The 13,460-nt window shown below is 63.9% G+C and carries 12 protein-coding genes; all 12 read left to right on the forward strand.

Annotated elements, in window-relative coordinates:
- Positions 1 to 39: 39 nt before the first annotated feature.
- Positions 40 to 1,083, forward strand: coding sequence for an N-acetyl-gamma-glutamyl-phosphate reductase (gene argC / locus Q4E25_RS04105; protein WP_303154334.1), 1,044 nt, complete (start codon positions 40 to 42; stop codon positions 1,081 to 1,083).
- An 84-nt stretch (positions 1,084 to 1,167) separates the two neighbouring features.
- On the forward strand, positions 1,168 to 2,349 hold the full coding sequence (gene argJ, locus Q4E25_RS04110) for a bifunctional glutamate N-acetyltransferase/amino-acid acetyltransferase ArgJ (RefSeq protein WP_303154335.1): 1,182 nt from the start codon (positions 1,168 to 1,170) through the stop codon (positions 2,347 to 2,349).
- A gap of 9 nt (positions 2,350 to 2,358) precedes the next feature.
- Positions 2,359 to 3,303 carry an acetylglutamate kinase gene (argB, locus tag Q4E25_RS04115; protein WP_303154336.1) on the forward strand — a complete coding sequence of 315 codons (945 nt, stop codon included), beginning with the start codon at positions 2,359 to 2,361 and terminating at the stop codon, positions 3,301 to 3,303.
- A complete protein-coding gene (locus Q4E25_RS04120) occupies positions 3,300 to 4,469 on the forward strand; it encodes an acetylornithine transaminase (RefSeq protein WP_303154337.1) in 1,170 nt (389 codons plus the stop codon). The genes argB and Q4E25_RS04120 overlap by 4 nt, the downstream gene beginning before the upstream one ends.
- Positions 4,466 to 5,389, forward strand: a complete 924-nt coding sequence (argF, locus tag Q4E25_RS04125) for an ornithine carbamoyltransferase (protein WP_303154339.1) — start codon at positions 4,466 to 4,468, stop codon at positions 5,387 to 5,389. Before Q4E25_RS04120 ends, argF begins: the two co-directional genes overlap by 4 nt.
- A 41-nt stretch (positions 5,390 to 5,430) precedes the next feature.
- Positions 5,431 to 5,916: an arginine repressor gene (locus Q4E25_RS04130; protein WP_303154342.1), complete on the forward strand. Its 486-nt coding sequence runs from the start codon at positions 5,431 to 5,433 to the stop codon at positions 5,914 to 5,916.
- 115 nt (positions 5,917 to 6,031) lie between these two features.
- Positions 6,032 to 7,246 carry an argininosuccinate synthase gene (locus Q4E25_RS04135; protein ID WP_303154344.1) on the forward strand — a complete coding sequence of 405 codons (1,215 nt, stop codon included), beginning with the start codon at positions 6,032 to 6,034 and terminating at the stop codon, positions 7,244 to 7,246.
- A gap of 5 nt (positions 7,247 to 7,251) precedes the next feature.
- Entirely contained in the window at positions 7,252 to 8,700 is a 1,449-nt protein-coding gene (argH, locus tag Q4E25_RS04140; RefSeq protein WP_303154377.1) for an argininosuccinate lyase, read from the forward strand.
- Positions 8,701 to 8,953: 253 nt separating this feature from the next.
- Positions 8,954 to 10,477, forward strand: a complete 1,524-nt coding sequence (locus tag Q4E25_RS04145) for an amino acid permease (protein WP_303154346.1) — start codon at positions 8,954 to 8,956, stop codon at positions 10,475 to 10,477.
- Between the two features lie 43 nt (positions 10,478 to 10,520).
- Positions 10,521 to 11,558 carry an ornithine cyclodeaminase gene (locus Q4E25_RS04150; RefSeq protein ID WP_303154348.1) on the forward strand — a complete coding sequence of 346 codons (1,038 nt, stop codon included), beginning with the start codon at positions 10,521 to 10,523 and terminating at the stop codon, positions 11,556 to 11,558.
- Between the two features lie 57 nt (positions 11,559 to 11,615).
- Entirely contained in the window at positions 11,616 to 11,789 is a 174-nt protein-coding gene (locus Q4E25_RS04155; RefSeq protein WP_303154351.1) for a Trm112 family protein, read from the forward strand.
- A 72-nt stretch (positions 11,790 to 11,861) separates the two neighbouring features.
- Positions 11,862 to 13,121 (forward strand): tyrosine--tRNA ligase, encoded by a 1,260-nt coding sequence (gene tyrS, locus Q4E25_RS04160; RefSeq protein ID WP_303154353.1) that lies wholly within the window; start codon positions 11,862 to 11,864, stop codon positions 13,119 to 13,121.
- Positions 13,122 to 13,460: the final 339 nt, after the last annotated feature.

The raw sequence follows: 13,460 nt of genomic DNA on the forward strand, positions 1-13,460 counted from the left end.
AATTACGCGCGGTTGCATTGTTTGCTATCGTCATGTGACATGAGTATCTCAGTAGCAATCGCCGGAGCAAGCGGGTATGCGGGCGGAGAAATCCTGCGCCTTTTGCTCTCACACCCCGCCTACCTCTCGGGTGAGCTGGAGATCGGCGCCCTGACCGGCCACTCCACAGCCGGGCAGCCCGTGGTCGAGCTCATGCCGCACCTGCCGCAGCTGGCGGACCGCGTCATCGAGGAGACCACCCCGTCGGTGCTCGCTGGCCACGACGTGGTCTTCCTCGGGCTGCCGCACGGCCACTCGGCGGAAATCGGCCGCCAGCTGGGGGAGAGCGCACTGGTCATCGACTGCGCCGCGGACTTCCGCCTGCGTAACAAGGCCGACTGGGATGAATACTACGGCGGGGACTATGCAGGATCCTGGCCGTACGGCATCCCGGAGCTGCCCGGTCAGCGCGAGCAGCTGCGCGGCACCCGCCGCGTTGCCGTCCCGGGCTGTTTCCCCACCGCTATTACCCTGGGCGCCTTGCCGGCAGTATCGCAGCAGCTCATCCAGCCGGACCTTAGTGTCATCGCCATCACGGGTGTCTCCGGCGCGGGCAAGAAGGCCTCCGTGGCCCAGCTGGGAGCTGAGACGATGGGCAACCTTAAGGCCTACAAGCCCGGCGGCACCCACCGCCACACCCCTGAGGTGGTGCAAAACCTCCAGGCCTTCAGCCAGGAGCCAGTCTCCGTCTCCTTTACCCCGGTGCTGGCGCCGTTGCCGCGCGGCATCCTCGCCACCATCACCGCGCCGCTCGCCCCGGGCGTGACGCAGCAGCGCGTCGACGAGGCCTACCGCGCGTTCTACGCAGACGAGACCTTCGTGCACGTCCTGCCAGCCGGGCAGCAGCCGGCCACCCAGAACGTGGTGGGCTCCAACATGGTCCACGTGCAGGCCCACGTGGACGAGCGCGCGGGCAAGCTCATCGTCACCGCGGCGGTGGACAACCTCTGCAAGGGAACCGCGGGTGCGGCCGTGCAGTGCATGAACCTCGCACTCGGCTGGGAGGAAGGCGCCGGCCTGCCGCGCGCGGCCGTTGCTCCCTAGATCCCGCTGTCCAGTTGCCTGGGCGGCCCTAAGCACTCGTTTTTAGCACTCATCTTTCTCAGAAATACACAGTAAGGAATCACCATGACCTCCACTTCCTCCCCGCTGGGCGTGACCGCGGCTACCGGGTTCGTTGCCGCGGCCACCACCGCCGGCATCAAACCTTCCGGCAAGCCGGACATGGCCCTCGTGGTCAACCAAGGCCCCAACTTCGACGCCGCGGCGGTTTTTACCCGCAACCGGGTGGTCGCCTCCCCGGTCAAGCACAGCCGTGAGGCGATTAAGGGGGGCGTCGTCAAGGCGGCGCTGTACAACTCCGGCAACGCCAACGCCTGCAACGGCGCCCAGGGCGACGCCGACGCCCAAGCGATGGCAAAGGACGTGGCCCAGCGCATGGGCTTCGAGCCCAGCGAGGTGGCGGTGTGTTCCACGGGGCTCATCGGTGAGCTGCTGCCCATGGAGAAGGTCGCCGGCGGCATCGAAAAGCTGGCCGGAGGCCTCGGCACCGATACCGCCCACGGCCACGCCGCGGCGGAGGCCATCATGACCACCGACACCGTGGCCAAGGAGGCCGGCGTGCAGCGCGAGGGCTGGGTGCTCGGTGGCATGGGCAAGGGCGTGGGCATGATGGCTCCCTCCCTGGCCACCATGCTCGTGTGCCTGACCACCGACGCCGCGGCCAGCCCCGAGGCCCTGCAGTCCGCGCTGCAGAAGGCCGCGGACCTCACCTTCAACACCCTGGACGTAGACGGCTCTACCTCCACCAACGACACAGTAATCCTGCTCTCCTCGGGAGCCTCGGGCATCACCCCGAGCCAAGACGAGCTCGACGCCGCAGTGGCGGAGGTCTGCGCGGACATCGCGGACCAGCTACAGGCCGACGCCGAGGGCGTGACCAAGCGCGTGCGCATCACCGTGGAGGGCACCTCGACCCATGAGCAGGCGCTCAACGCCGCGCGCACCCTGGGCCGCGACAACCTGTTCAAGTGCGCCATGTTCGGCTCCGATCCCAACTGGGGCCGCGTGCTCGCCGCGGTGGGCATGGCCGATGCCGATATGGACCCGGACAAGATCTCCGTGTACTTCAACGGCCAGCCGGTGTGCGTTAACTCCACCGGTGCGCCGGGCGCGCGCGAGGTTGACTTGTCCGGCCCGGACGTTGACGTGCGCGTGGACCTGGGAACCGGGGGAGCGGGCACCGCCTTTGTGCGCACCACCGATCTCTCGCACCAGTACGTCGAAATCAACTCCGCGTACAGCTCTTAGGGAGGGAACATGCTGGAGTCTTTGAGCTCACTGACTAACCAGGACCGCGCCAACGTCCTCGCCGAGGCCCTGCCGTGGTTGCAGCACTATAGGGACAAGATTGTCGTCGTGAAGTACGGCGGCAACGCCATGGTGGATGAGGACCTCAAGGCAGCCTTTGCCGCGGACATGGTGTTCCTGCGTACCGTAGGCGCCAAGCCCGTCGTGGTGCACGGCGGCGGCCCGCAAATCAATGAGATGCTGGGCAAGCTGGGCATCGACGGCGAATTCAAGGGCGGCTTCCGCGTGACCACCCCGGAGATCATGGACGTGGTGCGCATGGTGCTCTTCGGACAGGTCGGCCGCGGCCTGGTCAACCTCATCAACTCCCACGGCCCCTACGCGGTGGGCACCTCGGGCGAGGACGCTGGCCTGCTCACCGCCACCAAGCGCCTAGTGGATATCGAGGGCACGCTGACGGACATCGGACAGGTGGGAGACATCGTCTCCGTTAACCCCGCCGCGGTGATGGACATCATCGAGGCCGGGCGCATTCCGGTGGTCTCCACCATCGCCCCCGGCGTCAACGGAGAGGTCTACAACATCAACGCGGACACCGCCGCGGGCGCCCTGGCCGAGGCCCTGGGCGCCGAGCGCCTGGTCATCCTCACCAACGTGGAGGGCCTCTACACGGATTGGCCTAACCGCGACTCCTTGGTCTCCAAGATTGAGGTGAACAAGCTGCGCGCGCTGTTGCCGGGGCTGGACACCGGGATGATCCCCAAGATGGAGTCCTGCCTCAAGGCCGTCGAGGGCGGGGTGAGCGCGGCCCACGTCATCGACGGGCGCATCGCGCACGCTGTTCTGCTGGAGCTGCTCACCATGGGCGGCATCGGAACCATGGTTCTGCCCAATAACTACAACCGCGAGGATTACCCCGAGGGAACCATCTTTAGAAAGGACGATAACCAATGAGCAGCTTGACCGCGAGGTGGGGCGAAGTTCTCAGCAACACCTATGGCACGCCGCCAGTAGCCCTGGTGGCAGGCCACGGCGCCACCGTGGAGGACGAGGAGGGCACGAGCTATATCGATCTGCTGGCCGGAATCGCGGTCAATTCCCTGGGCTACGCCCACCCGGCCGTCATCGAGGCCGTCAGCGCCCAGGTGTCCAAGGTCGGTCACGTCTCCAACCTCTTTGCCAGCCAGCCGGTGCTGGAGGTTGCCGCCAAGCTCATCGAGCGGGTGGGGGATGAGGATGCCCGCGTCTTCTTCTGCAACTCCGGCGCGGAGGCCAACGAGGCCGCCTTCAAGGTCGCGCGCTTGACCGGACGCCGCCGCATCCTGGCCGCGCACCACGGCTTCCACGGGCGCACCATGGGCTCACTGGCCATGACCGGCCAGCCGGCTAAGCGCAAGGCCTTCGAACCTTTCCCGGGCGGGGTGGAGTTTTATACCTACGGGGACATCGAGTACCTGCGCACCCCGGTGGAGCAGGATCCGCAGGACACCGCGGCCATCATCCTGGAGCCCATCCAGGGAGAGACCGGCGTGATTCCGGCCCCCGAGGGTTTCCTGCGCGAGGTGCGCGCGCTGTGCGACGAGTACGGCATCCTCATGATGGTGGACGAGGTACAGACCGGCGTGGCCCGCACCGGCGATTTCTTTGCCTACCAGCACGAGGGCATCCTGCCCGACGTCATCACCATGGCTAAGGGGCTCGGCGCTGGCATGCCCATCGGCGCCACCATTACCCGCGGACTGGCCAAGGATCTCTTCACTCCGGGCTCGCACGGAACCACCTTCGGCGGCAACCCCGTTTCCTGCGCCGCGGCGAGCGCTGTGCTCGACGTGGTGGACCAGGACTTCCTGGACGCCGTTGCCCGTAAGGGCGAGCTGCTGCGTGCAGGGGTGGAAAAATCGAGCCTTGTTCACACGGTGCGCGGCCGAGGGCTTATGCTGGGTGTCGTATTAAATAAATCGGTGGCCAAGGAGGCGGTGAGCCGCGGTCTTAAGCACGGCCTCATCCTCAACGCCCCGAGCGAGGACGTCATCCGTCTTACCCCGCCCCTGGTGATTTCGGAGGAAGAAATCGCCACCGCCATCGACCGTTTTGTCACTGTATTGAAGGAGTGCGCATGAGCATTCGGCATTTTCTCGCGGATGATGATCTCAGCCCGCAGGAGCAGGCCGAGGTTCTTGACCTCGCACTCACGCTCAAGGCTGAGCCCTACTCCTGCCGCGCGCTGGAGGGCCCGCAGTCCGTGGCGGTGCTCTTTGACAAGACCTCGACCCGCACGCGCTTTTCCTTTGAGGCCGGCATCACCCAGCTGGGCGGGCACCCGATTGTGACCGAGACCTCGGCCACCCAGATGGGCAAGGGGGAGAGCTACCAGGACACCGCGGCGGTGCTCTCGCGCTTTGTTCAGGCGATCGTGTGGCGCACTTATGCGCATACAAATCTGCTCGCCATGGCGGAAACGGCCACCGTGCCCATCGTTAACGCGCTCTCCGATGATCTTCACCCCTGCCAGATCTTGGCGGATCTGGTCACCTGCCGCGAAAACTTCGGCGAGCTGGCCGGACGCAAGGCGGTCTACCTCGGCGACGGCAACAACAACATGGCCAATTCCTACATGATTGGCTTTGCCACCGCCGGAATCGACATCAGCATCTGCTCGCCAAAGCAGTTCCAGCCCAAGCAGGAGTTCGTGGACCGCGCCCGCGCCCGCGGCACGGTCACCGTCACCGATAGCCTCGATGCCGTCAATGGTGCGGACATCGTCATCACGGATACCTGGGTTTCGATGGGCATGGAGTCCGACGGCCTCGACCGCCGCACGCCTTTCCTGCCGTACCAAGTCAACGAGAAGATTATGGCGCGGGCCAAGGAGGATGCGATCTTCCTGCACTGCCTGCCCGCGTACCGTGGGAACGAGGTGACCGCAGAGGTTATCGACGGCCCGCAGTCGCGCGTCTTTGACGAGGCGGAAAACCGCCTGCACGCGCAGAAGGCACTGTTGGTGTGGCTGCTTGGTGTCAACGAGAAGGCCAAGCATTAGTCGCCGGAGTTGGCACGATTACACAAGGAGTTTCTTAAGCGATGACCACGACCCCCACGACCCGCAACGCCCGCCAGGCCAAGATTCTAGAAATCCTGGATCGCACGCGGGTGACCAGTCAGGTGCAGCTTTCTGAGCTGCTTCTCGACGAAGGCATCGACATCACCCAGGCAACCCTGTCGCGCGATCTCGATGAACTGGGGGCCAAGAAGGTTAAACGCAATGGTGGGCGCTCCTTCTACATGGTCGGCGGCGAGCTCGAGCAGTTCGACGATCAGCTCAACGGCCCGCGGGAGAAGCTGCGCCGCATGCTCGATGAGCTCGTGGTCACCCACGATCACTCGGGCAACATCGCGATGCTGCGCACGCCGGCGGGTGCAGCTCAGTACCTGGCCTCCTTCATCGACCGGGTGGGGCACGCGGACGTCGTCGGCTGCATCGCCGGTGACGACACCATTTTCGTCCTCGCCCGCGAGGGAATCAGCGGCAAGGAATTGGCGCATAAGCTGACACGACGCTCAATGTAGAATTTATCCGCGCCATCGTATAATATAAATCTAGTCAACGACGCGGCCCTGACTCGCAGCCAACCAGCTGCCCCGGCCGCTGCAGAGAAATGTAAGACACTCAAAGGAGAGACGAATGACTGCACGCGTAGTGCTCGCATACTCCGGCGGACTTGATACCTCCGTCGCGATTCCGTACCTGGCCAAGATGACCGGCGGCGAGGTTATTGCAGTGTCCCTGGACCTCGGCCAGGGCGGCGAGGACATGGAGTCCGTGCGTCAGCGCGCCCTCGACTGCGGCGCCGTGGAGTCCATCGTCATCGACGCCAAAGACGAGTTTGCCGAGGAGTACTGCCTGCCCACCATCAAGGCCAACGGCATGTACATGAAGCAGTACCCGCTGGTCTCCGCGATTTCCCGCCCGCTCATCGTCAAGCACCTCGTCGAAGCCGCCCAGGCCCACGGCGGCACCCACGTCTCCCACGGCTGCACCGGCAAGGGCAACGATCAGGTGCGTTTCGAGGTCTCTTTCCGCGCGCTGGATCCCTCCCTGGAGATCATCGCCCCGGCCCGCGACTACGCCTGGACCCGCGACAAGGCCATTGCCTTCGCCGAGGAGATCAACTTGCCCATCGAGCAGTCCGCGGCGTCCCCCTTCTCCATTGATCAGAACGTGTGGGGTCGCGCCGTCGAGACCGGCTTCCTCGAGGATCTGTGGAACCCGCCGACAAAGGATCTCTACGCCTACACCGAGGACCCGGCGCTGGGCAACGCCCCGGACGAGGTCATCATTTCCTTCGAGAAGGGTAAGCCGGTGGCCATCGACGGCAAGCCAGTGACCGTCCTGCAGGCCATCGAGGAGCTCAACCGCCGCGCGGGCGCCCAGGGCATCGGCCGCCTGGACATGGTGGAGGACCGCCTCGTGGGCATCAAGTCCCGCGAGGTCTACGAGGCCCCGGGCGCCATGGTGCTCATCCAGGCCCACGAGGCCCTCGAGGACGTCACTGTGGAGCGCGAGCTGGCCCGCTACAAGCGCATGACCGACGGCCGCTGGGCCGAGGAGGTCTACGACGGCCTGTGGTTCTCCCCGCTCAAGCGCTCGCTCGATGCCTTCACCGAGTCCACCCAGGACAACGTCACCGGCGATATCCGCATGGTGCTGCACGCCGGCAAGGCCACCGTCAACGGCCGCCGCTCCGGCCAGTCGCTGTACTCCTTCGACCTGGCCACCTACGACACCGGAGATTCCTTCGACCAGTCCGCTGCCAAGGGCTTTGTCCAGCTGCACGGCCTGTCTACGCAGATCTCTAACCAGCGTGACCGCGACGGCGGTTTCCCCACCGGAAAGTAATCCCGATAGATATGCACAAGACCAATGAGGGCGCTCTGTGGGGCGGCCGCTTCTCGGGCGGCCCCTCGGAGGCCATGTTTGCACTGTCCGTATCCACCCACTTCGACTGGGTGCTGGCTCCCTATGACGTGCTCGCCTCCAAGGCGCACGCCAAGGTGCTGCATAAGGCCGGGCTGCTGTCCGACGCCGACCTGCAGACCATGCTCGCGGGCCTCGACGAGCTCGGGGCGAAGGTAGCCGATGGCTCCTTCCGGCCAGCGCCCAGCGACGAGGACGTCCACGGCGCGATGGAGCGAGGCCTCATCGACATCGTCGGCCCGCAGGTGGGCGGGCGCCTGCGCGCGGGGCGCTCCCGCAACGATCAGGTGGCCACCCTCTTCCGCATGTGGGTGCGCGACGCTATCCGCGATATCGCTCTGCAGGTCACCGAGCTTGTCGACGCCCTCTCCGCCCAAGCCGCCGCCCACCCCGAGGCCATCATGCCGGGCAAGACCCATTCGCAGGCCGCGCAGCCCATTCTGCTGGCCCACGAGCTGCTGGCCCACGCCCAGCCGCTGCTGCGCGACGTCGATCGCCTGCAGGACCTGGACAAGCGCCTGGCGGTCTCGCCCTACGGCTCCGGTGCGCTGGCGGGCTCCTCGCTGCACCTCGACCCGGAGGCCATCGCCGCGGAGCTCGGCTTCGACGCCGCCGCGGAGAACTCCATCGACGGCACCTCCTCGCGCGACTTCGCGTCTGAGACGGCCTTCGTGCTCACCCAGATCGCGGTGGATATGTCCCGCCTGGCCGAGGAGATCATCTACTGGTGCACCCCGGAGTACGGCTACGTCACGCTGGATGACGCCTGGTCCACCGGATCCTCGATCATGCCGCAGAAGAAGAACCCGGACGTCGCCGAACTCACGCGTGGCAAGACCGGGCGTCTCATCGGCAACCTCGCGGGCCTGCTGTCCACCCTCAAGGCACAGCCGCTGGCCTACAACCGTGATCTGCAGGAGGACAAGGAGCCCATCGTGGATTCTGTTGCGCAGCTCAACCTGCTGCTGCCGGCGATGACGGGCCTGGTCTCCACCCTGACTTTCCACGAGGACCGCATGCGCGAGCTCGCTCCGCGCGGCTTCACCCTGGCCACCGATCTGGCTGAGTGGATGGTGCGCGAGGGCGTACCCTTCCGCGAGGCCCACGAGGCTTCCGGCGCCTGCGTGGCGCTGGCGGAGTCCCGCGGTGTGGACCTGGTGGATCTCAGCGATGAAGAGCTGCAGGGCGTCGACAAGCGCTTGCGCCCCGAGGTGCGCGAGGTGCTCACCATCGACGGCGCCGTGGCCTCACGCTCCACCAAGGGCGGCACGGCCGGCGTGCGCGTGGCGCAGCAGCGCGAGCGCGTCAACGAGCTCAACGCCGTCTACCGCCAGTGGGCCACCACACCGGTGATTCCGGGTACACGCGGGGCATAAAAACTTAGCGTTTCTTAACGCTGATTCCGGACCCATTCGGGCCCGGAATCCGACACAGATCGAGCATCTGTGTGACGCCGGTCTCTCCCTTAAACGGGGGTGACCGGTTCTTTTTCTTTTCCCAGCTCAGTCGGGGAACTGGGCCGGTGGCGACAGGGGAGTGGCGGGGATCTCATACGCTTTCGTTAATATTAGGCGGGGTCGATGTGAGGAAACTTACGTCGAATCAAGAAAATGTAAGGAGATCACATATATGGCAGATACGTCGCCGCCGCCGAAGACGGCACCGCACGAGAGTGAGAAAGCGGTTTTCTCTTCGGAGGATCAAGGCCTGCACCAGGAGATGAGTAATCGTCAGCTGCAGATGATTGCTATCGGCTCCGCCATCGGTACTGGCCTGCTGCTGGGTACTGGTGGCCGCCTTCAGCAGGCCGGCCCGTTTTTGGCGGTTCTCTATCTCATCTGTGGCTTCTTCGGCTACATCATCCTGCGCTCGCTTGGCGAGCTCATCGTTTACCGGCCTAGCTCAGGCTCCTTCGTCTCCTATGCCCGTGAGTTCTACGGGGAGAAGATGGCCTTTGTCACCGGCTGGTTGTACTGGGGAAACTGGGCGATGACTCTGGTGGCCGATGCCACCGCCGTGGCCATCTACATCAAGTGGTTCCGGCAGTACTTTGATTGGATCAACGCCATCCCGCAGTGGTTCCTGGCCCTGGGCGTTATCGGCTGCATCCTGCTGTTCAACATGATGTCGGTCAAGATCTTCGGCGAGCTGGAGTACTGGTTCTCGCTGATTAAGGTCGTAGCCCTGCTCATCTTTATGCTTGTCGCCATCGGCGTGGTCATCTTCGGTCACCCCAACGGGGATCCCACCGGCTTCAGCCTGATTTCTGACGCCGGCGGCTGGCTGCCCAACGGCTTCCTGCCCGCGGTCATCGTCATCCAGGGCGTCGTCTTTGCCTACGCCGGCATTGAGCTGGTGGGCACCACCTCGGGTGAGACGAAGGACGTCGAAAAGCACGTGCCCCGCGCCGTGAACAACGTCCTCATGCGCATCCTGGTGTTTTACTTTGGTGCGGTCCTGCTGCTTACCCTGGTCCTGCCGTACACCACCTACGTGGCTGAGGTCTCGCCGTTCGTCACCTTCTTCGAGTCCCTCGGCGTCGGTGCGGCCGCGCCCATCTTCCAGCTCGTGGTGATCACCGCGGCGATTTCCTCGCTCAATGCGGGCCTGTACTCCACCGGCCGCATCATGTACAACCTGTCCACCTCGGGTTCGGGCCCGAAGTTCGGCGCCCGCATGTCCAAGTCCGGCGTGCCCTATGGCGGCATCGTCATGGCGGCCTTCGTGGGCCTGGCTGGCGTTTTCCTCAACTATGTGGTTCCGGAGATGGCCTTTGAGATCGTGCTAAACCTGGCCGCCCTCGGTACCCTGGCGTCCTGGGGAGCCATCGCGCTTGCTCACCTGAAGTTCGTGCGCCTGGCGGGGGAGGGGCGCTACACGCGCCCGAAGTACCGCTCGCCCTTTGGCGTGGCCGGGGACTGGTCGGTGCTCATCTTCATCGCGTTGGTCATCGTGCTGATGGCCTTTGACTACCCGATTGGCACCTACGCCTTGGCCGCCACCTTGCTTCTCATCCCGGTTTTTGTTGCCATGTGGTTTGCATGGCGCGAGCGGATCCGGAAGATCGCGGAGGAACGCAAGGCCAAGCACTTGCCCACGTCCAGCTTCCCGGCTGCACCGCAGCAGGATCTGCGGGCGCGTCGCAGGAATTAGAACAACCATTAACTAACCATCGTTTCGAAAGGAATCAATTTATATGTCACACGCAGTAAAGTTCGTCGACGTTCAGAACATGGCCCGCTGGATTCAGCGCGAGGGCGTAGAAAACATCATCACCGGCATGGTGGACTACCTCGAGGCCGATTACCGCGAGTGGGAGCGCTTTGACAAGATCGCCCGCGTTGCCTCCCACACCCCGTTCGGCGTCATCGAGCTCATGCCGACCTCCAACGGCAAGGAGTACTCCTTCAAGTACGTCAACGGCCACCCCTCCAACCCGGCTCGCGGCTTCCAGACCGTCACGGCCTTCGGCGTGCTTGCCGACGTCGATAATGGCTACCCCACCTTCGAAGCCGAGATGACCCTGCTCACCGCCCTGCGTACCGCTGCTACCTCCGCCATGGTGGCTAAGCACCTGGCACGCAAGGATTCCAAGCGCATGGCGATGATCGGCGCCGGCTCCCAGTCCGAGTTCCAGGCGCTGGGCTTCCGCGGAGTGATGGGCATCGAGGACCTCACCATCTATGACATCGACCCGGAGGCCGTCGAGAAGTTCAAGCGCAACCTCGAGCCGCTGGGCTTCAACATCACTGCCTGCAACAGCGTGGATGAGGCCGTGCTCGGCGCGGACATCATTACCACTTGCACCGCCGATAAGGCGCAGAACCAGATTCTCTCCGAGCGCCATGTCGCCCCGGGCGTGCACCTCAATGCCGTCGGCGGCGACTGCCCGGGCAAGACCGAGCTGGAGAGCTCCATCCTGGACAAGTCCAAGGTCTTCGTCGAGTTCCCGGAGCAGACCCGCATCGAGGGCGAGATCCAGCAGAAGCCGGAGGACTTCCCGGTGGTGGAGTTCTACCAGGTGCTCACCGGTGAGACCACCGGCCGCGACAACGACGAGCAGATCACCCTCTTCGACGATGTCGGATTCGCCATCAACGACTTCTCCGCCCTGCGCTATCTGCGTGATTCCGTCAAGGGCACGGACTTGGAGTCGGAGATCGACATCATCGCTAACCCGGACGACCCGAAGGATCTCTTCTCCTTAGTGGCCAACGTCCCGGCTATCCTCTAAAGGATTTAGGGCAGGGTGAGGCACGTGGGCTCATGTGTTCAGGCTAAGCTGGAACACATGAGTCTTGATCCGAAGTTGCTTGAGATCCTCGTGTGTCCGCAGGATAAGGGCCCGCTGCTCTATCAGGAAGAGGAGCAGGTCCTTGTTAATGAGCGATTGGGGATTGCCTATCCGATTGAGGACGATATCCCAGTCATGCTCGTCGACCACGCCCGCGCGTGGCCGAGTTAACGAGCCAGACGGCGCTCAGCACCGACAATCCCACGACAACTTCCATCTACTACTAGAAAGCCCACCGACACAATGAACATCATTGATGAGCTCTCTTGGCGCGGTCTCATTAACCAGTCCACCGACCTCGATGCACTGCGCGAGGCATGCGAACAGCCCATCACCCTCTACTGCGGATTCGACCCCACCGGTGACTCCCTGCATGCGGGTCACCTGGTTCCTATGATCATGCTGCGCCGCTTCCAGGAGTTCGGCCACACGCCGATCACCCTGGCCGGCGGCGCCACCGGCTTCATCGGGGATCCCCGCGACGTCGGCGAGCGCAGCATGCTGAGCTTGGAGACCATCGAGCACAACCTCGAGGCCATCAAGGGCCAGCTGCGCCGCTTTGTGGACTTCGAGGGGGAGAACCCCGCCGTCATGGTCAACAACGCAGACTGGACCATGTCCATGTCCGTTATCGACTTCCTGCGTGATGTGGGCAAGAACTTCTCCCTGAACACCATGCTGGACCGCGACACTGTCAAGCGACGCCTCGAAAGCGACGGCATCTCCTACACCGAGTTCTCCTACATGCTGCTGCAGGCCAACGACTACGTGCAGCTGCGCCGCAACCACGACTGCGTCCTGCAGATCGGCGGCGGCGACCAGTGGGGCAACATTGTCTCCGGCGTGGACCTCAACCGCCGCGTGGATAACGCCAAGGTGCACGGCCTGACCGTGCCGCTGGTCACGGATGCCTCCGGACAGAAGTTTGGCAAATCTACCGGCGGCGGCAAGCTCTGGTTGGATCCGGAGAAGACCTCTGCGTACTCCTGGTACCAGTACTTCCTCAATGCCGGCGACTCCGTGGTCATCGACTACCTGCGCTGGTTCACCTTCCTCACCCAGGAGGAGATTGCCGAGTACGAGACCAAGGTTTCCGAGGAGCCCTTCAAGCGCGAAGCTCAGCGCCGTTTGGCTCAGGAGATGACCGATCTGGTGCACGGCAAGGAGGCCACCAAGGCTGTGGAGCTGGCCGCGCAGGCACTGTTTGGCAAGGCCGAGCTGCGTGAGCTGGATGAGAAGACCCTGGCTGGGGCCTTGGCTGAGACCACCGTGGCGGAGATTGCTGCAGAGGAACCGCGCGGCATCGTCGACCTCCTCGTGGCCAGCGGCCTAGCCGATTCCAAGGGTGCCGCCCGCCGCACCATCAAGGAGGGCGGCGCGTACGTGAACAACGAGCGCATTGAGTCCGAAGACTGGACTCCTTCCGATGCCGACCTGCTGCACGGCAGCTGGCTGGTACTGCGCCGCGGCAAGAAGAACTTCGCCGGTGCACGCCTGCACTAAAAAGGCAGTGGCTAGCTGCGCTGGCCGACGTCATTGAAGAACTGCGCCGCGCGCTCGTGAGTGCACTGTCGTTGATCCCACCCACACTCTGTGGGTGGGATTTGCTGTTTAACCAGCAGATTTGGCAAGTGTGAAGGGCGTGCGTATATTTATCTGGGTCGCCGCGAGAAGCGGTTGGCACGGAAGTTAACGGCAGGTTGACAAGGTAAAGCCTTGTTGATTATAGTGTGAATTCCGAGCGCCTGAGCGGAGTTGTTGCGGAGAAGCGATAACGATGCGCAGTGCGGATGATGTTTGAGAACTCAATAGTGTGCCAATGTACTTTTTGTGATGGTGTGT

Origin of the sequence: Corynebacterium sp. (assembly GCF_030532325.1) — a bacterium.
Lineage (GTDB): Bacteria > Actinomycetota > Actinomycetes > Mycobacteriales > Mycobacteriaceae > Corynebacterium.

Coding starts and splice junctions, on each gene's coding strand:
- argC (WP_303154334.1), top strand. CDS start 40: ATGAGTATCTCAGTAGCAATCGCCGGAGCAAGCGGGTATGCGGGCGGA.
- argJ (WP_303154335.1), top strand. CDS start 1,168: ATGACCTCCACTTCCTCCCCGCTGGGCGTGACCGCGGCTACCGGGTTC.
- argB (WP_303154336.1), top strand. CDS start 2,359: ATGCTGGAGTCTTTGAGCTCACTGACTAACCAGGACCGCGCCAACGTC.
- Q4E25_RS04120 (WP_303154337.1), top strand. CDS start 3,300: ATGAGCAGCTTGACCGCGAGGTGGGGCGAAGTTCTCAGCAACACCTAT.
- argF (WP_303154339.1), top strand. CDS start 4,466: ATGAGCATTCGGCATTTTCTCGCGGATGATGATCTCAGCCCGCAGGAG.
- Q4E25_RS04130 (WP_303154342.1), top strand. CDS start 5,431: ATGACCACGACCCCCACGACCCGCAACGCCCGCCAGGCCAAGATTCTA.
- Q4E25_RS04135 (WP_303154344.1), top strand. CDS start 6,032: ATGACTGCACGCGTAGTGCTCGCATACTCCGGCGGACTTGATACCTCC.
- Q4E25_RS04145 (WP_303154346.1), top strand. CDS start 8,954: ATGGCAGATACGTCGCCGCCGCCGAAGACGGCACCGCACGAGAGTGAG.
- Q4E25_RS04150 (WP_303154348.1), top strand. CDS start 10,521: ATGTCACACGCAGTAAAGTTCGTCGACGTTCAGAACATGGCCCGCTGG.
- Q4E25_RS04155 (WP_303154351.1), top strand. CDS start 11,616: ATGAGTCTTGATCCGAAGTTGCTTGAGATCCTCGTGTGTCCGCAGGAT.
- tyrS (WP_303154353.1), top strand. CDS start 11,862: ATGAACATCATTGATGAGCTCTCTTGGCGCGGTCTCATTAACCAGTCC.